This is a genomic window from Aliirhizobium cellulosilyticum (genome assembly GCF_014198105.1).
Lineage (GTDB): Bacteria > Pseudomonadota > Alphaproteobacteria > Rhizobiales > Rhizobiaceae > Neorhizobium > Neorhizobium cellulosilyticum.
Genome location: NZ_JACIGW010000004.1, coordinates 56182 through 76978, shown reverse-complemented (window position 1 = coordinate 76978; position 20797 = coordinate 56182). Strand labels below are relative to the sequence as shown.

General features: G+C 59.1%; 19 protein-coding genes, 1 tRNA gene and 1 pseudogene. 14 read left to right on the top strand and 7 right to left on the bottom strand.

The annotated features are described in order from the left end of the window. Position 1 precedes the first annotated feature (1 nt). The 5 genes and pseudogenes from selA to GGE33_RS17585 all read left to right on the top strand — a co-directional run bounded on the left by selA (position 2) and on the right by GGE33_RS17585 (position 4640). Positions 2–1402 carry an L-seryl-tRNA(Sec) selenium transferase gene (gene selA, locus GGE33_RS17605; RefSeq protein ID WP_183825878.1) on the top strand — a complete coding sequence of 467 codons (1401 nt, stop codon included), beginning with the start codon at positions 2–4 and terminating at the stop codon, positions 1400–1402. Further along, entirely contained in the window at positions 1389–2210 is an 822-nt protein-coding gene (locus GGE33_RS17600) for a tetratricopeptide repeat protein (protein ID WP_183825875.1), read from the top strand. Before selA ends, GGE33_RS17600 begins: the two co-directional genes overlap by 14 nt. Further along, positions 2207–4120, top strand: a pseudogene (gene selB, locus GGE33_RS17595) (selenocysteine-specific translation elongation factor); the annotation flags it as partial. The gene GGE33_RS17600 and the pseudogene selB, both read left to right, overlap by 4 nt. A gap of 27 nt (positions 4121–4147) precedes the next feature. Beyond that, positions 4148–4243 (top strand) — tRNA-Sec (locus GGE33_RS17590). A 13-nt stretch (positions 4244–4256) separates the two neighbouring features. Further along, positions 4257–4640: a hypothetical protein gene (locus GGE33_RS17585; RefSeq protein WP_183825871.1), complete on the top strand. Its 384-nt coding sequence runs from the start codon at positions 4257–4259 to the stop codon at positions 4638–4640. 68 nt (positions 4641–4708) lie between these two features. Here the strand turns inward: GGE33_RS17585 and GGE33_RS17580 are convergent, their stop codons facing one another. Together GGE33_RS17580 and selD are read right to left on the bottom strand one after the other, a co-directional pair. Beyond that, positions 4709–5776, bottom strand: coding sequence for a transglutaminase-like domain-containing protein (locus GGE33_RS17580; protein ID WP_183825868.1), 1068 nt, complete (start codon positions 5774–5776; stop codon positions 4709–4711). Positions 5777–6427: 651 nt separating this feature from the next. Beyond that, on the bottom strand, positions 6428–7477 hold the full coding sequence (gene selD / locus GGE33_RS17575) for a selenide, water dikinase SelD (protein ID WP_183825865.1): 1050 nt from the start codon (positions 7475–7477) through the stop codon (positions 6428–6430). Positions 7478–7720: 243 nt separating this feature from the next. Here selD and GGE33_RS17570 point away from each other — a divergent pair, with 243 nt between their 5' ends. Continuing rightward, the gene (locus tag GGE33_RS17570; RefSeq protein WP_183825862.1) at positions 7721–8818 is read left to right on the top strand and encodes an RHE_PE00001 family protein; all 1098 of its coding nucleotides are present in this window, start codon (positions 7721–7723) and stop codon (positions 8816–8818) included. 84 nt (positions 8819–8902) lie between these two features. On the opposite strand, the gene GGE33_RS17565 is transcribed toward GGE33_RS17570, so the two are convergent. The 4 genes from GGE33_RS17565 to GGE33_RS17550 are packed head-to-tail and all read right to left on the bottom strand — an operon-like array spanning position 8903 to position 12123. Beyond that, positions 8903–9916 carry an ABC transporter substrate-binding protein gene (locus GGE33_RS17565; RefSeq protein ID WP_183825859.1) on the bottom strand — a complete coding sequence of 338 codons (1014 nt, stop codon included), beginning with the start codon at positions 9914–9916 and terminating at the stop codon, positions 8903–8905. Further along, positions 9913–10692 (bottom strand): ABC transporter ATP-binding protein, encoded by a 780-nt coding sequence (locus GGE33_RS17560; RefSeq protein ID WP_183825855.1) that lies wholly within the window; start codon positions 10690–10692, stop codon positions 9913–9915. Before GGE33_RS17560 ends, GGE33_RS17565 begins: the two co-directional genes overlap by 4 nt. After that, positions 10689–11495 (bottom strand): ABC transporter permease, encoded by an 807-nt coding sequence (locus tag GGE33_RS17555; RefSeq protein ID WP_183825852.1) that lies wholly within the window; start codon positions 11493–11495, stop codon positions 10689–10691. Before GGE33_RS17555 ends, GGE33_RS17560 begins: the two co-directional genes overlap by 4 nt. Positions 11496–11514: 19 nt before the next feature. Beyond that, positions 11515–12123 carry a YkoF family thiamine/hydroxymethylpyrimidine-binding protein gene (locus GGE33_RS17550; protein WP_183825849.1) on the bottom strand — a complete coding sequence of 203 codons (609 nt, stop codon included), beginning with the start codon at positions 12121–12123 and terminating at the stop codon, positions 11515–11517. 219 nt (positions 12124–12342) lie between these two features. Between GGE33_RS17550 and GGE33_RS17545 the strand changes: the two genes are divergently transcribed. The 8 genes from GGE33_RS17545 to GGE33_RS17510 all read left to right on the top strand — a co-directional run bounded on the left by GGE33_RS17545 (position 12343) and on the right by GGE33_RS17510 (position 20283). Then, the gene (locus GGE33_RS17545; RefSeq protein WP_183825846.1) at positions 12343–13005 is read left to right on the top strand and encodes a TetR/AcrR family transcriptional regulator; all 663 of its coding nucleotides are present in this window, start codon (positions 12343–12345) and stop codon (positions 13003–13005) included. 182 nt (positions 13006–13187) lie between these two features. After that, positions 13188–15428 carry a TonB-dependent siderophore receptor gene (locus GGE33_RS17540; protein WP_183825843.1) on the top strand — a complete coding sequence of 747 codons (2241 nt, stop codon included), beginning with the start codon at positions 13188–13190 and terminating at the stop codon, positions 15426–15428. A 121-nt stretch (positions 15429–15549) separates the two neighbouring features. Further along, on the top strand, positions 15550–16629 hold the full coding sequence (locus GGE33_RS17535) for an iron-siderophore ABC transporter substrate-binding protein (RefSeq protein ID WP_210303763.1): 1080 nt from the start codon (positions 15550–15552) through the stop codon (positions 16627–16629). Next, the gene (locus GGE33_RS17530) at positions 16626–17612 is read left to right on the top strand and encodes a FecCD family ABC transporter permease (RefSeq protein WP_183825840.1); all 987 of its coding nucleotides are present in this window, start codon (positions 16626–16628) and stop codon (positions 17610–17612) included. Before GGE33_RS17535 ends, GGE33_RS17530 begins: the two co-directional genes overlap by 4 nt. After that, positions 17609–18616 carry a FecCD family ABC transporter permease gene (locus GGE33_RS17525; RefSeq protein ID WP_183825837.1) on the top strand — a complete coding sequence of 336 codons (1008 nt, stop codon included), beginning with the start codon at positions 17609–17611 and terminating at the stop codon, positions 18614–18616. The genes GGE33_RS17530 and GGE33_RS17525 overlap by 4 nt, the downstream gene beginning before the upstream one ends. Beyond that, positions 18613–19392, top strand: a complete 780-nt coding sequence (locus GGE33_RS17520; RefSeq protein ID WP_183825834.1) for an ABC transporter ATP-binding protein — start codon at positions 18613–18615, stop codon at positions 19390–19392. The genes GGE33_RS17525 and GGE33_RS17520 overlap by 4 nt, the downstream gene beginning before the upstream one ends. Positions 19393–19511: 119 nt before the next feature. Next, a complete protein-coding gene (locus GGE33_RS17515) occupies positions 19512–19922 on the top strand; it encodes a response regulator (protein ID WP_183825831.1) in 411 nt (136 codons plus the stop codon). Then, entirely contained in the window at positions 19912–20283 is a 372-nt protein-coding gene (locus GGE33_RS17510) for a response regulator (RefSeq protein ID WP_183825828.1), read from the top strand. Before GGE33_RS17515 ends, GGE33_RS17510 begins: the two co-directional genes overlap by 11 nt. A gap of 47 nt (positions 20284–20330) precedes the next feature. Here the strand turns inward: GGE33_RS17510 and GGE33_RS17505 are convergent, their stop codons facing one another. Continuing rightward, on the bottom strand, positions 20331–20795 hold the full coding sequence (locus GGE33_RS17505) for a CBS domain-containing protein (protein ID WP_183825825.1): 465 nt from the start codon (positions 20793–20795) through the stop codon (positions 20331–20333). Positions 20796–20797 lie beyond the last annotated feature (2 nt).

Genomic DNA, 20797 nt, shown 5'->3' with positions numbered 1-20797 from the left:
GATGCCGGGATTAGCCGATCTTCGCCATCTGCCATCCGTCGACCGGATGATGAACCTGCCTTCAATTGCGCCTCTGATCGAGCGCCATGGCCGCGTCGTGGTGACCGACGAGTTGAGGGGCGTGCTTGTCGATATCCGGGAAGCGGTGAAGGCCGGCGCCGAGGTTCCCGATGAGGCGGGTGTGCTCGCCTCGCTCATCAGCCGCCTCGGGTATCTGGAAAAGTCCAATCTGCGGCCGCTGTTCAACCTCACAGGGACGGTACTGCATACCAATCTCGGACGAGCGCTGCTTGCAGAAGAGGCGATTGCGGCGGCCATCGATGCAATGCGCGATGCCGCGGCGCTCGAATTCGATCTTGATACCGGCAGGCGTGGCGAACGTGACAGCCATCTGCGCGAACTGCTCTGTGAACTGACCGGCGCCGAGGATGCGACGATCGTCAACAACAACGCGGCGGCCGTGCTGATTTCGCTCAATGCGATCGGTGCCGGGCGTCAGGCGATCGTTTCACGCGGTGAGCTGATCGAGATCGGCGGCGCATTCCGAATGCCCGACATCATGGAGCGCGCTGGCGTTGAGCTAGTAGAAGTCGGCACGACCAACCGCACGCATGCGCGCGACTATATCAAGGCGGTCGGGCCTGAGACTGCGCTGATCCTCAAGGTTCACACTTCCAACTACCGGATCGAAGGGTTTACGGCGGAGGTCGAGGGTGCCGAGCTTGCGAGGATTGCCAGGGATCTGGGGCTCGCGCTGCTGAACGATCTTGGATCCGGCACGCTGGTCGATCTTTCTCGCTACGGGCTCGCCAAGGAGCCGACCGTGCGCGAGGCTATAGTGGAAGGCGCCGATCTCGTGACGTTTTCCGGCGACAAGCTGCTTGGCGGGCCGCAGGCGGGTTTCATCGTCGGCCGCAAACATCTGATCGCCGAAATCAACCGCAACCCGCTGAAGCGGGCACTGCGGGTCGACAAGATCCGCATCGCAGCGCTTGCCGCAACGCTGAAACTCTATCGTGATCCGGACCGACTGGGCGAACGCCTGCCGACGCTGCGCATGCTGTCACGCAAGCAGCCGGAAATCCGGGCGCAGGCGGAGCGTCTGTTGCCACAAGTCACATCGCTGCTGCAGCGACAAGGTTACGGTGTCGAGATCTGTCCGTGCTCGAGCCAGATCGGCTCCGGGGCGCTGCCGGTCGATACTGTCCCGAGTGCCGGGTTGCGGATCACTGCCGCATCAGGCAGTGCGCTGGAAGCACTGGCATCACTGTTCCGCTCGTTGCCGCGGCCGATCCTTGGACGGTTGCAGGATGGCGCCATGGTGCTGGATCTGCGTTGCCTTACCGATGAAAATTCCTTCATCGCGAGCCTTTCCGAGGGGACCGGTCATGCGCTGGCTTGACCGGCTGCGCGGCAAGGAGGCGGAAACTGCGGCTGATACGGTTTCTGTCGAGATGGAGCGTGCTCTGGCTGCGGCCAATGCCGGCGATTACGAAACGGCGTTGGCGCTTTGGGAGCCGCTCGCTCGTGCGGGCAATGCCCGTGCCCAGAACAATATCGGGGCCTGTTTTGCCGAAGGTCTCGGTGTGGCATCCGACCGGCCGCTGGCGCTGAAATGGCTGACATTGTCAGCTGAAGCCGGCGATCCTGTTGGCCAGCGTAACTGCGCGGCCTTTTACATGCAGGGTTCCGACGCAATCGGGTCTGATGCGGATCCGGCAAGGGCAGCAAAGCTTTATCGCCTTGCCGCGGAACAGGGAGATGCCCCGGCTCAGGATATGCTGAGCTGGCTTCTGCTCGAAGGTGAGATCATCCCGTCCGATCCTGCAGAGGCAAAGTCATGGGCCGAACAGGCAGCCGAAGCCGGCATCGCGGCCTCTATGACCCGCCTCGGCATGCTCTACCACAATGCGCTCGGTGTCGACCGTGATCCGGCACAGGCCGTCTACTGGTGGCGCAAGGGAGCCGCGGGTGATGATGCGGATGCGCAGGCCATGCTGGGAGCTGCCTACCATATGGGTGCAGGAATGCCGGCCGACCGCGTTGCGGCACTTGCATGGCTGCTTCGTGCTATGGATGGCGGCAGCGCTCTGGCCCAGCCGTTTCTGAACGCGGCTCGCGAAAACCTCACGTTGGCGGAGACGACGGAAGCCGGACGCTGCGCGAAACTGCCGCTCTCGGAGATGATCGCTGCGCGAGGCAAGTCATGATCATCGGAACCGCAGGCCATATCGATCACGGCAAGACGGCGCTTGTTAAGGCGCTGACCGGTACCGACGCCGACCGGCTGAAGGAAGAAAAGGCGCGCGGCATCACCATTGATCTTGGTTTTGCCTATGCCAAGTTTTCAGGCGATGTCGTCACCGGTTTTATCGACGTGCCCGGCCATGAGCGTTTCATCCACACCATGCTGGCGGGTGCAGGTGGAATTGACTACGCGCTGTTGGTGGTGGCGGCCGATGACGGGATCATGCCGCAGACCCGAGAACATCTCGCCATTCTGGACCTGCTCGGTATCGACCGTGGTATCGTTGCGCTGACCAAGGCTGATCTGGCGGATGAAGAGCGGACCGCCACGGTTTCCAATGAGATCCAGGCCCTGCTTGCCCCCACGCGCCTGAGCGGTATCGATATCCTGCCGGTCTCTGCGCTGACGGGCCAAGGTATCGAGGAGCTTAAGTCGATCCTTGCCGAGGCCGAGCGGGCAACTGTCGAGACTGCGATTGACGGCCGCTTCCGTCTTGCCATCGATCGTTCTTTCACGCTTTCGGGTGCCGGCACCGTCGTCACTGGCACGGTTCTTTCCGGTTCGGTTGCGATCGGCGATGCGGTTACCGTCTCGCCTTCGGGCCTGTCGGCCCGTATCCGCTCCATCCACGCGCAAAACCAGAAGGTCGAGCGCGGGTTTGCCGGACAACGCTGCGCGCTCAATCTCGCCGGTGAGGCGATCGCCAAGGATGCAATCCATCGCGGCGACATGGTGGTCGACCCTCTCCTGCACGCTCCGACTGACCGGATCGATGCCGAGCTCTCGGTGCTGGCGAACGAGCCCAAGGCGATCGGCCAGTGGTTTTCGGCGCGTTTTCATCATGAAAGCGTCGAGACCGGAGTGCGCATAGTGCCGCTCGAAGGGCCGGTGGCGCCGGGCACGACCGCTCGCGTGCAGCTTGTGCTCGATCGTGCGATTGCAGCAGCGGTTGGAGATCGTTTCATCCTGCGCGATGTCTCGGCTCAACGCACCATAGGTGGTGGATCTCTCATCGACCTGAGGCCGCCCGCCAGAAAACGGCGCACGCCTGAGCGGCTAGAACAGTTGGCGGCCGCGAGCAGGCCCACTGCAGCCGAACAGCTTGCCGCATTGCTGGATACCGCGCCCTATCTGGTCGATCTCGACGCATTTGCCCGCGACCGTGCGATGGCACCACCGCAATTGACGACCGTGACGGACGCAGCCGGTATCGTGTTGGTCGAAGCTGGAGGTGTCGGTTACGCCATGTCGGCCGCCCATCGCGGGGCCTTTTCCACGCAACTGATCGAACTGTTGACGACCTTCCACGCAGAAAACCCGGAGTTGCAGGGCCAAGGCCGCGAGCGGCTGCGCATGGCTATGACGCCGCGCCTTCCAGCACCTGCTTTTCTCGCCGTCATGCGTGCCGAAGCCGCGATCGGCAATATCGTGCTTGAGGGCGCGTTTCTACGCTTGCCCACCCATGTGGCGCAGTTGGGGGAGGAGGAAGAAGCACTCTATTCCGAAATTCTGCCGTATCTAACCGGTGAAAACCGTTTCCGCCCGCCGCGCGTGCGCGATCTTGTCGAACTGATCGGCGTCGAAGAGCGCGAGATACGGCGTGTGCTGAAACTTTGTGCTCGGCTTGGTCGTGTAGACCAGATCCGCCACGACCACTTCTTCACCCGCGAAACTACGGCGGAGATGGTGCGGATCGTGCGCGAGCTGGCGGCCGTGGCGGAACATGGGGAATTCGTTGCCGGATCCTTCCGGGACCGGGTCAACAACGGTAGAAAGGTCGCGATCGAAATCCTCGAGTTTTTCGATCGCCATGGTGTAACCTTGCGGCGAGGTGATCTTCGCCGTATCAACCCGCATCGGCTCGACCTGTTCGGCCTGTCCGGTCCTGATGCCGAAAATGGAAGAGAATCGTCCCCGGTGGGGCGTCCGGACTTCAAATCCGGGTGGGGCAGCGAGGCTGTCTTGGGTGGGTTCGACTCCCATTCTCTTCCGCCATCAGGAGAAAGTCATGAGTAGTCCTCCCGTCGATAGCGATTTCGACGACTGGGTGATCGACACCTATGCCGAGACCGGCTCTTTCACCATGCTCTTCATTCTGGTCTCGATCACGGAAACCAAGGTGGAACTGCTGCGCTCCGCTTATCTGCATGTGGTGGGCGACGAGTTGCGCTGGCCCGATATGACGAATCTTTTTAAGGGCGCCGGTGTCAACTGGTCGGGCGCCGTGTTCTACCGTGCCGGCCGTGAGGGGCTTGTCGAAGATCGGGAGGCCAAGGCGCGTCTGGCTTCACTGGTGCGTAAGCTGGAAGAGGACCGTTCGTTGATCCGCGATGGCGAGTTTTTCAATGAAGATGGGCTTCGGCTGATGATTGAGGAAATCAAACCGCACTGATCGCAGCATACCCCTCCCATAAAAAGCCACCCGCAAAGGCGGCTTTTTATGGGATCAAACGACCAGTATCAGCCCGTGATTTCCTTGGAGGAAATCGAATAGGCGAATGTCTTCGGGCTCAGGCAATCCACTTCGCCACGCGATGTGAAGGCTGCGGGATACATGAAGAAATTCTGGCGGATTTCGTTGCCAGGCAGGGTGATGTCACGGGCTGTGTTGTAACCAATCCAGTTCATTTCCCAGTTCCCGAAAGCCTTCTGGCGGAAAGCCTGGACGGCATCGTTGTCGAGTGGCAATTTCTCCTCCAGCACAACCTTTCGGACATCTGCCGGGTCGACCGGAACCCAGCCCTGGCCTTCAAGATAGACTTCGGCGCGACAGTGCTGTGCACCGGTAATGTCGCCGGCGCGGCCGAGTGCCTTGAATTGTTCCGATGTCGCCACGCGAACACCAAAGACGTCACGGGCAGGAAGGCCAGCGGCACGGGCAAGCGCCGTGTACAGGCTGTTGATGTCGGCGCACTTACCGCCGAAATAACCGCTTTCCAGCATGTCTTTCACATTACCGACGCCGCAGCCGGCGACATTGGCGTCGCGGAAGGTGTTCTCGACAACCCAGTCATAGATGGCGCGGGCCTTGTCCTCGTCTTTCTCACGGGCGCCGACGATCTTCATCGCCGTATCCTTGACGATGCCGTCGATCGGCGCGCTCGGCGTGGCGACGAGAGCGGCATCAAGTTCTGCCTGTGATACCGCAACACCGTCGGCGATGCGATTGCGTGTCTGGACCGTCTGGGTGAATTCGATGCTTCGTTTTCCGTCAGCCTGCCACTCGACAGAAAGAATATCAGCGCCTGATATGGGATCCTTCTTGATTGCGATCTGCTTCGAATCGGACGTCCAGTGCGGCGCAGATGCCTTCTGGTATTCGCCAGCCGACTGGGCAACAGGCAGCCACAGCTTTGCCGGGCCTGTCGTGTCCGTGAGGTCTACCTTGGTTGTTACCTCGAATGTGCGCCATGCGGCGGTATCAGCCGCTTTGTCGGCAGCGAAAACCGGGCTGACGCCGCGGGAAACGAAAGCGGCGGCAAGAGAGGCTGTTGCGGCCTGGCTGAGAAAACGGCGACGGTTCAACATACTGGGTCTAACTCCTGTCGACTGCGCATCACGCTGACCCATAACGGTTTCAGTACGTACAATGCGCGGCGCAAATTGCGATATAATGTCGCTTGGACTTACGCCTTTGCAGCAGTCGGCGAAACAGGAATTGTAGTTTTCAAGCTTTTTTGAGCGGTTCCCTCAGAAATCAGCAACCCTGTCTGACCTCTGCAGCACCAACCGCGGGCTGCTCGCTGGGTACTGCCATGGCGAGATCAAGACCGCGCGCAGTTGGTGGCTGCCATGTTCTGGATTCGGGCAGCGCGCCTTGGGGATTGGTTCCCATGTGGGCGCCGCCTGTACCGCCGGTCCAGCCGGTCGAACCTATATTTCCGGGCGCGGTCCCATCAGCACTCCGGCGATCCGGCGCAGTTGCCGCTTCTGCCTTATTGGCTGAATTGCAGTTGCCCTTGCCTTCAAGGCTTTGGGCGGAAGGCGGAGAGCCGCTATTTGGTGTTTGGGCTGTCGCCGGAACAGTTGCCATCCCCAAGGCGGAGGCGGCGAGTGAAGCGAGAAATCTGGCGCGAAAAACGGGCATCATGGGAACTCCTTCCTTTGCCCACAACGCATGTGCACAAAGGCGAGTTCCCCTGGATAATCCGGTTGGATGACCGGATCAGACGAAGTCGATCAGCGGTTGACGACGATGCCGGCTGCACCGTCTTCTACCGTGCCGACAATGGTTGCGAGGGGATAACCCGCATCCCGCGCCTGATTTGCCAGCGCATCCGCCTTGTCGGCCGCGACGGCGACCAGCAGGCCGCCAGACGTCTGCGGATCGGCTAGCAACATCCTCTGCCATTCCGGCATATTTTCCGGCAGCGTAATCGCATCGCCATAGCTCGCCCAGTTGCGGACGGACGCCCCGGTAATGAAGCCCTGTTGCGCAAGTTCCTCGGCCTTCGTCAGAAACGGGATGTCGGCAAGGTTGAGCCTCAGGGTCAAGCCGGAGGCGCGGGCCATTTCCAGGCCGTGGCCGAGAATGCCAAAGCCGGTAACGTCGGTGATGGCGTGAACGTCAATATCGGCGGCAAGCGTTGTGCCGACCTTGTTGAGCAGTGTCGTCGAGGCGATCATCTCGTCATAAGCTTTTTTCGGCAAAGCATTCTTCTTGATAGCAGAGGAATAGATACCAATGCCGATGCCCTTGGTGAGGATGAGCTTGTCTCCGGCCTTTGCTCCGCCATTGCGCCGCACCTGGCTGGGGTGACAGATGCCGATCACGGCGAGACCGTAGATCGGCTCCACGCTGTCGATGGAATGACCACCGGCAACCGGGATGCCCGCTTCCGCGCAGATCGAGGCACCGCCTTCGAGGATTTTCGAGATCTTCTCCGGCTCCAGCTTGTTGATCGGCATACCTAGGATCGCAAGCGCTATGATCGGCTTTCCGCCCATGGCATAGACATCGGAAATGGCGTTGGTGGCGGCGATGCGGCCGAAATCGTAGGGGTCGTCCACCATCGGCATGAAGAAGTCTGTGGTGGCGATCACGCATGTATTGTCGTCGATCTGCCAGACGGCGGCGTCGTCGGACATCTCGTTTCCGACCAGAAGCTGTGCAAACGGCTGCGCGGCCGGCTGGCCTGCCAGCAATTTCTGCAGGACGGCGGGCGCAAGCTTGCAGCCGCAACCGCCGCCATGGGCAAGCTCGGTCAGACGGGGAGACGACATATCCATGGTATTCCTCCTTCGGAGCGTTCCGCAATTGCGGTTCGTGTGACATGGGTTATGGAGGTGATAACGCCTTGATAACCGCACGTCTATCACGTTAGGCCGATGTTACAATTCAATCACTGAGTGGTGAAAGAGCCGGGTGTGGGCCGGGCGAGACAGCCGGCATCCGGTTTGCCGACAGGATTGTTCTTACAGCACGCTTCATTCGCTATGATGATCGTAACGATTCTGGGATCGGTAAATAGCATGCGCTACAATTTCGCAGATCTGCCGTTGCATCGGCTGATGGAGCCGGTCTGCCGGGCGACTGCCGCGATCACGCGTCTTGATGAACGTGTCTTTCGATCGACGGTAGGGCAAGGTTGGATCGAACGTTCGCATTTCGTCGATTCGGTCGCGTCGCTCTGGATCGATGGCGAACTTGTACATCTGGAAGATCTGGTGTTGCACGATGCGGCGATGGGCATTCGCGCACCGACGCATGAGCTGACGATAGCCTACGATATCCTGCGCACCAGGCGGCGCATTATCGAAAACGAGCCCGGTTGGGCTCTGAGCCGGGAAGGGCTCAGCCAATTGCGGGGAAAGGCGGCAGAGCTTCAGCCTGCCATTCCGACCGAGAGCCCGCTCGAAACCAAATCCGCCGAGCTGCGGGATGAAGAGGATCCGCTGGCGCACTATCTGGCGGAGATCGACGCAGTCGTCGCTCGAAGCGAGGCCGCACTTTTGCAGGTCATGAGGCCATCCGAGCCGACTTACCCGAAGGAACGGGCCGCATTTCTTTATGAGCCGGATTGGGACGAGGATGAGCGGCTTGCCGAATGGCAGGATGTGGTTGATGCGAGCGTGAACCTGCCGCCGGTCCTCAGGGCTGTGCTTTTGCTGGATGCGTGGAACCGACTGCAAGTGCTTCAACACGCTCCATGGCTGGGTCGGTTGCTGGCCGCATCGCTTCTACGAAAGGAGGGTGTCACAACGGCGCATCTGGCGGCTTTCAATCTGGGACTGAAACAGGTCGGGCGAGAACTGAGGACAAGTCCCAGGCAGGAGGTTCGTATTCTGGCCTTTCTCGAGGCGATCACCGAAGCCAGCCTGACAGGCTTGAAGGAACATGACCGCCTTGTGCTGGCGCAGCAGCAGATGCAACACCGGATCGCCGGACGACGTCAGTCATCGAAACTGCCGCAACTTGTCGACCTCGTTTTATCCCGGCCGATGGTGTCTTCGGGCATGATTGCCAAGTCGCTTTCGGTGACGCCGCAGGGCGCGCTGAAGATCGCTTCGGAATTGCATCTGAGAGAGTTGACGGGACGAGGACGGTTTCGTGCCTGGGGCATCATCTGATGCCATATCCGGCCTGCCGGAAGGCTGGCGGCCAATGGCGTGGATCAAGGGCGCCGGTCAGCCGGCACCCTCGACACTTCGGTGTCATTTCAGAAAGTCGTTGGCGTAATAGCCCTTAAAATCCGGTTTCGCTTCGAGAGGCTTGCCGCCGGCGGCCTTAAGGATGCCGGCCTGATAGGCGTAAGCGCCGATCGCTTCGAATTTCGAAGGATCGATCGTGCCGATCACGCCCTCGGCGCTTTCCAGATATTTGCCGTCGATCAGCGCCTTGAGCGACGCGCGGATCAGGGCGCGATCGGTCAATGCATCCTTGTTGGCTGAAATCAGCAGGTCCGTTGCCTCATCCGGGTTTTCGATGGCGAACTGATAGCCCTTGCGGGTCGCCTGAAGGAAGGCTGCAGCCTGCTTGGGATTGCCATCCAGAAATTTGCGGCTGGAGCCGATCAGGGTCGTGTGCTCATCCGGCACGCCGAAATCGGCATAGCGGAACGCCCCTTGCTTCAGTCCCTCCAGCTCGGCCTTCACGCCTTCCCAGGTAGAGACTTCCAGGGTGAAATCGACGGCGCCGTTTTCCAGGGCTTGATAGGCGGAGGTGCCGAGCGTGATCGTCTCGAATTCCCCTTTGCCACCGTCATGGCGGATGATCGAGGATATCAGCGCATTTTCCCAGGCGGAGCCGAAACCGCCATAGGTCTTGCCATCGAGATCCTTCGGGCGGGTGATGTCGGAACGGCCTCCCTTGAACACCAGGCGGCCCGTTTCGGTCTGCACGATGGCATAGGCGCCGACGAGATCGGCACCCGCCGTGCGTTGGGTAAGAAGGGCGATCGAGCCGAGAATGCCGAAGTCGGCCACGTGATTTGCAACCAGCGTTCCGGCCGAGGTGTCCGTGTAGGGAAGGATTTCGACGTTGATACCCTCGTCCTTGTAGAAGCCTTTATCGCGGGCGATGAAAAGGCCGATGTGATTGGTGTTCGGGGTCCAGTCGAGGGCGACCGTAACCTTTGACGCGGCCTGGGACCGGGCGGGCAACGCCGGCACCGCGAGGGCGGCGAGTGTCGCGAGCGTGGCGCGTCGGCTCAGCAATAATTGGCTCATGGCAACAATCCTTCCGGTTCCCGGATCTGAGGAGAGAGGAGAAAATCGAGTATCGAGGTTTCTATGGCTGCAGCCTCGGCACGGGCCGTGGGGTGGCTGAAGCGTGCACGCGGCAGGGGAACCGCGATCGTCTGCTCAACGCGTGCGGGGCGCGGCGACAGCAGGTGGATCCTGTCGGAAAGCATCACGGCCTCCCGTACATCATGGGTAATCAGGATGATCGTCCAGCGATGTCTGAGCCACATGGCTTCGAGCCAGATCTGCATCTGATTGCGGGTGAGCGCATCCAGCGCCCCGAACGGCTCATCGAGCAGCAGGACCGGCCTTTCCTGAACGACGGTGCGTAGCAGTGCCGCGCGCTGGCGCATGCCGCCGGAGAGCGCTTGCGGGTAATGCTGCTCGAAGCCGCCGAGGCCGAATTCCTCAAACAGCGGCGCGACACGCTTTCGGGCTTCTTTCCTCGGCATTCCCTGCACTTCCAGGCCAAGCGTCGTGTTGTCGATGATCCGCCGCCAGGGCATCAGTGCATCGCGTTGCGGCATGAAGGCGAATGGTCGATCGGTCGGCAGAAGCTGTTTGCCGGCAAGGCGAATCTCGCCGCTATCGGCATTTGCCGCGCCGGTGAGAAGCTTGAAGGTGGTCGATTTTCCCGCCCCCGAAGGTCCGAGGATCGAGACGAATTCGCCGGGCATGACATCCAGCGAGATATCCCGCAGCACATCGATATCACCGTAGCCCAGCGAAACCTTGTCGAGGCGGAGCAGCGGTTCGGTCATGGGCGTCGCCCCGCTCCACTGTCGATCCACGGTGCGGCCAGCCGCTGCACGGCCCAGGTGGCGCTGAACAGAAGCAGTGTCAGAAGCGAACTGACCAGCACGGCGGCGAGCACGAGGTCCGGCCGGAAATTGTTCTTCGCATTGAGCATGTAGATGCCGAGCCCTCTGGCCGCTCCGGCATATTCCGCAAAGATGGCCGCGACGACGGCATAGGTGATCGAGATGCGCAATCCGGCGAAAAAGTAAGGGAGCGCCGAGGGCAGGCGGGCAAGCAGGAAGCGCTTCCAGCGGGATGCACCCATCGAGGCAAGTAGGTCTTCGACTTCTTTTTCGGTGGCGGCATACCCTTCGGCCAAGGCGACCAGCATCGGAAAGAAGGTGACGAGCGCCACGAGCAGGATTTTCGGCAAAAGGCCGAAACCGAACCACAGCACGACCAGCGGTGCGATCGCCACCAGCGGCAAAGTCTGGCTGGCGATGAAGATCGGAAAAAGCGCCCGCCGCATTAGGGTGGAGAAATCGATCGCCATTGATAGCAGGAACGCGAGAACCAGCGATAGCGAGAAGCCCAGCAGGGTGGCACGCAGCGTTGGCACGGTATTGGCCCAGAGGGCGTCGCGGTTGAGCCATGCCTGAAGAAGCACCTGGGATGGTGCGGGCAGGGTCGTCTCAGAAATGCCGGAAGAGCGGCAATAGATTTCCCATGCGAACAGCAGGCAGCTTACGGCAACGAGAGCCGGCAATGCCCGGAAGGCATGGGTGCGGAGCATACGTCCGCGCATGGGCGAAGTGCTCGACGACATCGGCTTGTCCGTAAGGGCGTTAGATGGCGCTCGGGCTGTTGGCTGAAACAGTCAGATCAATCGTCACATGGCCCTGCGGTGGCCCGAAACGAACGAAGGCCTCTCCCACGGTTGCAAAAACCGGAGCGGCATCGCCCCGCAGTTTCGTGCAGAAGTTTTTCGACTTTTCGAACACGCCGGACGACTTGATGAAATCGATGCAGCCGTAGATCTCGTCCATGTGCTGGCCGATTCCGAGCGTGTAGAGAGAGAACTGCGCGGCTGTCGACTGTCCTGCAAGCGGAATGGAGGAGACGGCAGTCAATGCCTGCGCCTTGCGCTCATCCAGCGGGGCGAGCGGCCCGGTCATCTCGGGAACATGGCAGATCGGATCGTCCGGCTCGCCGGGGCAGCCGCGCGACAGCGTCGCGTGCATGACGCAATGCTTGCCGGATTTTGCGGCGGCAACGAAGAGATCGCGCATCGCGGCCATGACGATATCGGGCGTGCCGACAAGAAGCGTCGAAATATCGTCGGTTTCGATCCTCAACTGATCCCGATAGGGATCAAGCGCCGACAAAGCGCCGAGAATGACGTCGACGAAATCGTCGGACATCGGGTAAAGGGAAATCTGCGCGCCGGAAAACATCTTGCACCTCGCTCCGCTGGCATTATCCAGATCAGCTTAAGGGTCCACGGTCATGACGACCGAATCTCAACCCCGGCAATACGGAGCACCCCTGTTCTGCCCCTGATAGATCAGATGATGCAGGACTTGCAAGAGGGCAGTGTTGAATGACCGTTTCAAGCGGAGTACGAGACGGGTATGAATTCGCTCCGGCCGGTGGAGCTCCGGAGTTTCGTTTCCATGTCTGCCAGACCGCAACAGCGCCGAAAAAACGATCCCGAACGAACGAAAGCGGACATTCTCGATGCTGCGACCGAGGAGTTCGCGACACATGGTTTGGCCGGTGGCCGCATCGATGCGATCGCCGAGAAGACGCGCACGTCCAAGCGGATGATCTATTATTACTTCGGCGGCAAGGAAGATCTCTACCTCGCTGTGTTGGAACGTTCCTACAGACAGATCAGAACGCTGGAGGCGGATCTTCGGCTTGATGATCTTTCAGCCGAAGATGCATTGCGCGTGCTCATTTCCGAAACGTTTGACTATGACGAAGCGCATCCCGATTTCATCCGCCTCGTCAGCAGCGAGAACATCAATTGCGCCGCTCATATGCGCAGGTCGGAAACGCTTCTCGATCTGAACATATCAATCATCGAGATGTTGGAAAAAATCATCGACAGGGGCGGGCGAGATGGTGTTTTCCTGCGCCGCACGGATGCAATCGATGTTCACATGCTGATCAGCGCCTTCTGTTTCTTCCGTGTCTCCAATCGCTACACGTTCGGCGCGATTTTCAGGCGCGATCTTTCCGAGGAGGGGTTGATGGCGCGCCACAAGCAGATGATTTCGGATGCGGTCGTCAGCTATCTGAAAACGCCGGACGTGTCTTCCGGCGAAGGCTGATCGATCAGCCTGTGGCATATCGGCCGCAGATATTGTTGATACGCTGCCGGTGTAAGTCTTCGCGCATTGACTCACTTTCTGGTGACCGATAATTCCTGATTTTATCATTCATATTTTTTTGGCTTTGCGTTTGATGCCGCGAAGCCTCTGATTTTGCTCGCATACGCTGAAGGAGCACTTTTATGTCTGGCTCTACCGTTTTCAATACTTTCGCAAAAAAGACCCGCAATCGCGGTCGTTTTCTCGTGCTTTTGTCCAGCTGCGCCATTGTTCTGCCGCTGCAAGCTTTTGCTCAGAATGCCGAAGAGACCGATGCCGGCACGATGTTGAAGCCGATTATCCTGCAGGGCGATGGTTCGCCGGTCGGGCCTGATTCGACGATCGTTGCAAAAAGCTCGCGCACCAGTTCGAAGACCGACACGCCGATCCTCGATTCGGCGGCAGCTGTTTCCGTGGTGACACAGAAGGAGATGGATGAGCGCGGCGTGAAGACGTTTGATGAAGCGCTGTCTTATACGCCGGGTGTTTCCACCGATATCTACGGTTCGGACAATCGTTATGACCACTATCTGATCCGTGGTTTCTACTCCACCGGGCAGAGCACGTTCAAGGACGGTCTACAGGTGCGTAGCGACAACTTCACCGGCAGCCGGATGGAACCCTATGGCTTGCAACGCCTTGAGGTTCTCAAGGGCGCGAATTCCACGCTGTTCGGCATGTCGCAGCCGGGTGGTGTCGTCAACGCGATTTCCAAGCGGCCGCAGGACTACAAGTTCGGCGAGGTCTATACGACATTCGGTGAAGACCATATCGAAACAGGAACCGATTTCGGTGGTCCAATCGATCCGGATGGGGTCTGGTCTTATCGTCTGACGGCCAAATGGCAGGATGCCAAGCAGGGTATCGAATACAGTGACGATGACCGCGTCTATATTGCGCCGGCGCTCACCTTCAGCCCATCTGCCGATACCGACTTCACTCTGCTGATGAGTTATAACAAGCGCAATGGCAGCACGTCGCATGGTACTCCCTACAGCCTGCGCGGCCAGATCGATTCGGAAACCTATCTGGGCGAACCCGATTTCGACAACATGGATACGATCGAGCGGAACATCGGCTACGAGTTCCGTCATGACTTTGGCAACGGTCTCGAGTTCAGGCAGAACGCTCGCTACACTGACCTCGACCTGACTTATGAAGGTGTCTTTGCGCCTTATGCGACGGGTATCGATGATTGGACAAGCATCGTCGGAAACAGAAATTCCCTTGCTATCTATGGGCATTCTCAACGTTTCGACGTGGACAATCAGTTGCAGTACGATGCGAGCTTTGGCCAGTTCGACAGCAAGACGCTGCTTGGCGTGAGCTATCAGAAAACCAAACTTGCAGAACGTCGTTATGACGGAAGTGATCCTACTAAGCCTCCAATAGGTATCGATCCTTTTGATCCGGCTTATAGTGGTCGTGACCCGGTTATCGACGCCTTCTATCGTGATTTCGATGATCATGGCTCGCAGGCAGCCAAAAGCGTCTATCTCCAAGAGGAATTAACGCTGGATGATCGCTGGATTGCAACGCTCGGCGCTCGATATGATCATGTGAAGACCAATTCACGAAGCCTTTTTACCCAGTATAGTCCGTCCTACATTTCTCTTTCAGACGACACATCGGTCGATGAGCAGTTCACCAAGCGCGCCGGTTTGACTTACAAGGCGACGAACGAATTGTCTCTTTATGCCAGCTACCAGGAATCCTTCCTTCCTGTAGGGGCAAGTCGCTCGTCTTATGTCAGTGAACCCAAGGCGCAGGAAGGCACCCAGTACGAGATCGGAGCAAAGTATCAGCCGGAAGGCATGGATGCGATGTTCACTGTGGCACTCTTCGACCTCACACAGACGAATGTTCCGCAGTATGATGCATCTTATGCGCAGTACCAAGTGGGCAAGATAAACGTTCGCGGCATCGAGCTAGAAGGCAAGATGGCGCTGACTGATCGTCTCAACCTTACGGCAGGATATTCGTACTGGGATGCGGAGATCGAGGACGACATTCTTTCAGAAAACATCGGAACACGTCCTGCGCTCGTTCCAAAGCACATGGCGTCGCTTTGGGCCGACTATACGATCCCCGGAAACGGTATTTTGGGTGACCTGACCTTTGGTCTTGGTGCACGATTTATCGGGCAGACATATGCCGATAACGCGACCCTGAGTCGCCCCGGAAAGTCGAACCAGATCTCGCTGCCGTCGCGCACCGTATTCGACGCTGCCGTCAAATATAACGTGACGGAAAGCACGACGCTGGCGGTGAACGCCACAAACCTGTTCGACAGGGAATATATCAGCCAAGTCGATAACTACAGCTACAGCGCCTATTACGGCGATCGCCGCAAGGTTTTGGCGACGTTGAAATATACCTGGTAAATTGGCTCAAGTTCAGGCATTCCTCGGCGCGGTCGAGGGATGCCTTTATTTTTGCGATGTGATTTTGGCGTTTACGCCATGGGGAACGATAACGTCGCGGCAGATGATGATAGGAAGAGCGATGCGAAAGGTCGGTTCTGGCGAAGGCGAGCTGTATGCCGGCAACGACATGAAACGCCGTCAATTCTTGACGCGCATGGCCGCAGGCGTATCTGGAGCGGTTGCTGTGAGCGCCGGTGTGACGCCGTTCGTCCTTTCTGCCCGTACGGCCTATGCCGCCGGCGAGGAATTGCATTTCGAACATGTTTTTGGCGAGACGGTTCTTTCGAAACCGGCTGAGCGTGTCGTATCCTTGGGATACAACGTCCACGACGCGCTTCTGGCGCTTGATGTCGTGCCTGTCGGCATCCGGCAGTGGTTCGGCAATCAGCCTTACGGTGTATGGCCATGGGCACAATCCCGTCTCGGGGATGCAAAGCCCCAGCTGATTTCCGGCGAAGTTTCGATGGAAATGGTGGCTAGCCTGCAGCCCGATCTGATCGTTGCTGTCGGGGCCGGCATATCTAAGGACGAATATGATGTCCTGTCGCAGATTGCACCCGTTCTGATGCAGCCAAAGGACAGGCCAGCTTATGGTACGACCTGGGATGAACTGACCCGGATGGTTGGCAAGGCCGTAGGTAAAACGGACCTTGCCGAACAACGCATTGCGGAGGTTGAAGCGAAATTTCAGACGGTGCGTGCCGCGCATCCTGGATGGAGTGGAATGACCGCGGTATGCGCCTATAATTTCGGTGGAGAGACCGGAGCCTTCATCGGTTCCGATACCCGCGCGACATTCCTGGCCGAGCTCGGTTTCAAGCCGACGCAGAAGATCCAGTCGCTTTCCGAAACGCAGGGTTTCTATGCACGCCTGTCGCCTGAGGATTTGTCGCCGCTTGATGCGGACCTGCTGATCTGGGTGTCTACCACGGACAAGGTGCCTGATATTCAAGCACTGCCGCTGCGCAAGAGCCTTCGTGCTCATATTGAGGGGCGCGAGGTCTTTGCCGGTGAAGTGATGGCCGCGGCGTTGAGCTTCGGCAGCATCCTCTCTTTGCCCTATGCTCTCGATGGCTTGAAGGATGATATAGTTCTGGCGCTCGATGGCGACGCGAAAACGCCGGTTGCCTCAAGTACTGCGGCGGGGCTGGCGCCTTGAAGGCTGTTGTCGGGCTTGCGCTCCTGTTGTTCATTGCGATGGCATTGACGCTGGTCGTGGGAGTTCGTGATGCCGGGATTTCCGATCTCTGGAATGCGTTTTTTGCTTTCGACGCCAACGATCCCACGCATGCCGTGATCCGCTCCGTTCGTGTGCCTCGCCTTGTTGCCGGTCTTATCGCCGGTGCAGGTCTCGGAATGGCGGGCACGGTGATGCAGGCCGTAACACGCAATCCGCTGGCTGATCCCGGCCTGCTCGGTGTCAATGCCGGTGCCGCATTCGCGGTCGTTGTCGGGGCGCTGCTGACCGGTTATGCCGACAGCGGCATGATGGCAGCCCTCGCCTTTCCGGGAGCCGCGATTGCCTCTGTCGCCGTATTCCTTGTCGGTGGCGCTCGAAGCGGCGCAGGCAGTCCCGTGCGCTTGACGCTGGCGGGCGTCGCGATCAACGCGCTGCTGCTTTCTCTCGTGTCGGCGATCATTCTTTCCCGCAACGAGACTCTCGAGATTTTTCGCTTCTGGGTTACCGGTTCGCTCGCGCAGGCGAATACCCGTCCGCTCGAAGCGATGTTCGTCGCGCTTGTTCTGGGCGCTGCCATAGCCGTGATCATCGCACCACGCATCGAAGCGCTTGCCCTCGGTTCCTCCCTGGCGCGCGGTCTTGGAACCAAGCCGGGCGCCGTGCAGCTTTGCGCGCTTTTGGCAATCATGCTGATGACTGGAGCTGCGGTGGCCGTAGCCGGGCCAATTGCCTTTGTCGGCCTTGTCGTGCCTCCATTGGCCAGGCGTATCGGGCGACACGTGCTGCGTCATGAGCTTGCCGTGTCTGCGGTTCTTGGAGGATCGATGATGCTGCTCGCGGATACAGCCGGTCGGCTCGTGGTTGCGCCTGCAGAAATTCGCGTGGGGATTATGACCGCACTCGTCGGGGCACCTGTTTTCATCTTTGTCGTACGCCGCCTTAGACCCGGAGCACTGACATGAGTGGCGAAGGTTCCGCGAGAAAGGTCGTGGGAGGATGGTTGCTGCTCGGCGGCCTTCTGGCTGTTGCCATTCTTCTGTCGCTGATGGTCGGACAGATCATGATAACACCGGCCGAGCTTCTGCGCGGGTTGATGACCGGAACCGGACCGGGTTCGCTGACGCTGAGAGTATTGCGCGGTCCCTCCACCTTGACAGCCGTTGGAGCCGGGGCGGTGCTGGGCGCGTCGGGAGCGATTTTCCAGATCCTGCTGCGCAATCCACTGGCAGCCCCGGATGTGATGGGCTTCATGTCCGGGGCAGGCTGTGCCGTGGTTGCGGGTGTTGCCTTCGGACTGCTCATTCCCTTGCCAATCCTTGCTGCAATCGGAGGGCTTGTCGCGGCTCTGCTGGTGGCTGGACTGGCGTTTCATCGAAGTGGCAGGCAGTCGCCGCTGACATTGATCCTGGTCGGTATCGGCATCGGTTTCTTTGCGTCGGCGGTGAGCAGTTTCTTGGTGCTTCGGATGCCGCCTCAGGAGGCCGCTGATGCGCAGCGTTGGCTCGCCGGTTCTCTGACGGCACGCAATTGGGGTCATGTCCTGCAGGTATTCGGGCTGGGGGCGCTGCTCTTTGTGGTGCTCGCATTGCAGGTTCGGGCCATGGCGCTTCTTGAGCTTGGCGATGAACTCGCCGCAGGTCTTGGTGCGCATGTCGAGCGAGCCCGATACGGGCTCATCTGCACTGGCGTTCTGCTTGCTGCTGTCGGCGTCGCAGTTGCGGGACCTGTGCCATTCGTCGCGATGATGGCCGGACCGCTCGGCATGCGGATTGCCGGTGTCAGACATCCGGCTTCGCGCCTAACGGCTGCAGCCATCGCGGGGGCCACGATCACGGTTCTTGCGGAGGTCATCTCACGTTCGGCAATTCCCGGACTGCAATTGCCCGTCGGCGTCATGACCGGAATAATGGGGGCGCCATATCTGCTGTGGCTCCTCTGGAAAGAAGTGGAGGCAGGAGAACTATGACCGGAAACGGGCTGACCACCACATCCCTCACCCTTGGTTATCGCGAGCGTGTGGTGATCCGTGAGCTTTCGATTGCGGTGCCCGATCAGCGGGTGACGTCCATCCTCGGACCCAACGGTTGCGGCAAGTCGACCTTTCTCAAGGCCCTCGCGCGGCTTATTGCTCCGGCTTCCGGTCATGTGCGTCTTTCAGGAGATGATATCGGCAAGATCGATACACGTACACTGGCGCGCCGTCTGTCCATCCTGCCACAATCGCCCAAGGCGCCGGAAGGTATTACCGTCTCGGATCTTGTCAGACGCGGCCGCACACCCTGGCGCGGGCTGCTTGCGCCATGGAGCGAGGAGGACGCCGCGATCTGCGCGCAGGCACTGGAACAGGTCGGGCTGAGCGATCTGGCCGAGCGGCCTATCGACGAATTGTCCGGCGGTCAGCGCCAACGGGCATGGATCGCGCTCGTGCTGGCACAGAACACGCCTTATCTCCTGCTCGACGAGCCAACGACCTGGCTTGATCTTACGCATCAGCTGGAAGTCCTTTCCCTGTTGCAAAAACGTAATCGCGATCATGGAACGACCGTTGTCACCGTGCTCCATGATCTTAATCTGGCCGTGCGGTTTTCAGACCATCTTGTTCTTTTCGGTGGGAATGGATTGGTGGCGGAAGGCACTCCGGAAGAGGTCATCACGCCGGACAATCTGCAAGCTGCTTTCGGGCTGAAAGCTTTGGTCATGCCGGATCCGTTAACCGGGCGGCCGATGATCGTGCCCTACTGATCCACGTCCCGGCTCACTGCTCAGGGGCAACGTCATTCCCGCGATAGTCGCGGTCGCGAAGTTTAGGAACCAAAGATGGTTTCGGGAATTCTGATACCTGAACGTGAGGGCTAGGCGGAATGTTACCTGCATTTTTTTCCGGGTCAGTGGGGGCGGTGAAAGATGTTACACGCGTTCTCATTGCCGAAGATGAATTTCTCCTTCGCCTTGATGCCGCCGATAGCATGCGGCGGCTGGGCTGGGAAGTCGTGGAAGTATCTTCCGCTGACGAGGCCATGGAACTGCTGCGCTACAGAGTGACCTTTGATCTCCTTGTGACCGACATTGATATGCCGGGACAGGCAGACGGGCTGGATTTGGCGCGTTATGTGCGGTCAGCACACTCTGAAATGAAAATAGTGATCATGTCGGAAGATCGTGGCGATCGGCCGACAGACCCGCATTTGTTTGAACTCATGGTGGTAAAGCCACTTTGGAATGTGGGTGAAACTCTGATTAAGCTGATGGAGGCAGACCGAAATGCAGGCTGACGAAGTCGAGACGATCCTGGTTGCGAGCAGCGATGCCCTGCAGCGCTCGATTATCGCGAAATATCTGCGTGAATGCGGCTATAGCGTCATCGAGGCGACCGGTTTTGACGATGCGAAAATCGCGATCGGACATTACGAGGTCGATGTCGTTGTTTCCGATACCCAGATGCAGGATGGGACCGGCTTCGATCTTTCTACCTATATCCGTTCAAGACACCTAAATATCGAGATCATTCTGACGCAATCTCTGATTAAAACTGCGCAGGTCGCCGGCGATCTCTGCGAACAGGGACCGCTGGATCAACCTTATCATCCGCAGCGTCTGGTCGATGAGATCAAGCGGCTGCGTGCGTTTCGCTGAGCGGCTCAGCAGACCGTCTGCCAAAATGACTGCTGAATATCGCTGGCTTACACAGCATCAAGACCTGCAATCGCTCTGACCACGTCTGCGCGGCTTACAATGCCGACGAGGCGTTGGTCACGAAGGACCGGTAGGCGTTTGATATCATGCTGCGACATTATTTCGGCGAGCTCGCTGAGTTCGGTCTCTTCTTCGGTCGTCCTCACCGGGTGTGTCATCAAAAGGGCTGCACGATGCTGGTCGACACCGATCAGCGTTTCGAACTGGGGCTCAAGATCATTGCCTTGGGCAAGGGCCGAAATCCACCAGTCCCGGCGCTGGGCGATAGTCTTGCCAAAGGGGCGCAGAAGATCACGTTCGCTGATGATGCCGACAACCCGTCCGGCTTCGTCGCAGACGGGGACAGAGCTGACGGTGTGCTTCACGAGAAGCCCCGCGATCTCTTTCAACGTAGCATCCGGCGAGACCGTGACCACGTTCCGCGTCATGATATCCTTGACCCGAACACCCATTT

Bases quoted from the DNA above. Each gene is read 5' to 3' on its own strand.
- GGE33_RS17505 (WP_183825825.1), bottom strand. From the start codon at position 20,795: ATGGGTGTTCGGGTCAAGGATATCATGACGCGGAACGTGGTCACGGTC.
- GGE33_RS17550 (WP_183825849.1), bottom strand. From the start codon at position 12,123: ATGTTTTCCGGCGCGCAGATTTCCCTTTACCCGATGTCCGACGATTTC.
- GGE33_RS17585 (WP_183825871.1), top strand. From the start codon at position 4,257: ATGAGTAGTCCTCCCGTCGATAGCGATTTCGACGACTGGGTGATCGAC.
- GGE33_RS17555 (WP_183825852.1), bottom strand. From the start codon at position 11,495: ATGTCGTCGAGCACTTCGCCCATGCGCGGACGTATGCTCCGCACCCAT.
- GGE33_RS17535 (WP_210303763.1), top strand. From the start codon at position 15,550: ATGCGAAAGGTCGGTTCTGGCGAAGGCGAGCTGTATGCCGGCAACGAC.
- selA (WP_183825878.1), top strand. From the start codon at position 2: ATGCCGGGATTAGCCGATCTTCGCCATCTGCCATCCGTCGACCGGATG.
- GGE33_RS17545 (WP_183825846.1), top strand. From the start codon at position 12,343: ATGTCTGCCAGACCGCAACAGCGCCGAAAAAACGATCCCGAACGAACG.
- GGE33_RS17525 (WP_183825837.1), top strand. From the start codon at position 17,609: ATGAGTGGCGAAGGTTCCGCGAGAAAGGTCGTGGGAGGATGGTTGCTG.
- GGE33_RS17580 (WP_183825868.1), bottom strand. From the start codon at position 5,776: ATGTTGAACCGTCGCCGTTTTCTCAGCCAGGCCGCAACAGCCTCTCTT.
- GGE33_RS17600 (WP_183825875.1), top strand. From the start codon at position 1,389: ATGCGCTGGCTTGACCGGCTGCGCGGCAAGGAGGCGGAAACTGCGGCT.
- GGE33_RS17540 (WP_183825843.1), top strand. From the start codon at position 13,188: ATGTCTGGCTCTACCGTTTTCAATACTTTCGCAAAAAAGACCCGCAAT.
- GGE33_RS17565 (WP_183825859.1), bottom strand. From the start codon at position 9,916: ATGAGCCAATTATTGCTGAGCCGACGCGCCACGCTCGCGACACTCGCC.
- GGE33_RS17510 (WP_183825828.1), top strand. From the start codon at position 19,912: ATGCAGGCTGACGAAGTCGAGACGATCCTGGTTGCGAGCAGCGATGCC.
- GGE33_RS17520 (WP_183825834.1), top strand. From the start codon at position 18,613: ATGACCGGAAACGGGCTGACCACCACATCCCTCACCCTTGGTTATCGC.
- GGE33_RS17560 (WP_183825855.1), bottom strand. From the start codon at position 10,692: ATGACCGAACCGCTGCTCCGCCTCGACAAGGTTTCGCTGGGCTACGGT.
- selD (WP_183825865.1), bottom strand. From the start codon at position 7,477: ATGGATATGTCGTCTCCCCGTCTGACCGAGCTTGCCCATGGCGGCGGT.
- GGE33_RS17515 (WP_183825831.1), top strand. From the start codon at position 19,512: ATGTTACCTGCATTTTTTTCCGGGTCAGTGGGGGCGGTGAAAGATGTT.
- GGE33_RS17570 (WP_183825862.1), top strand. From the start codon at position 7,721: ATGCGCTACAATTTCGCAGATCTGCCGTTGCATCGGCTGATGGAGCCG.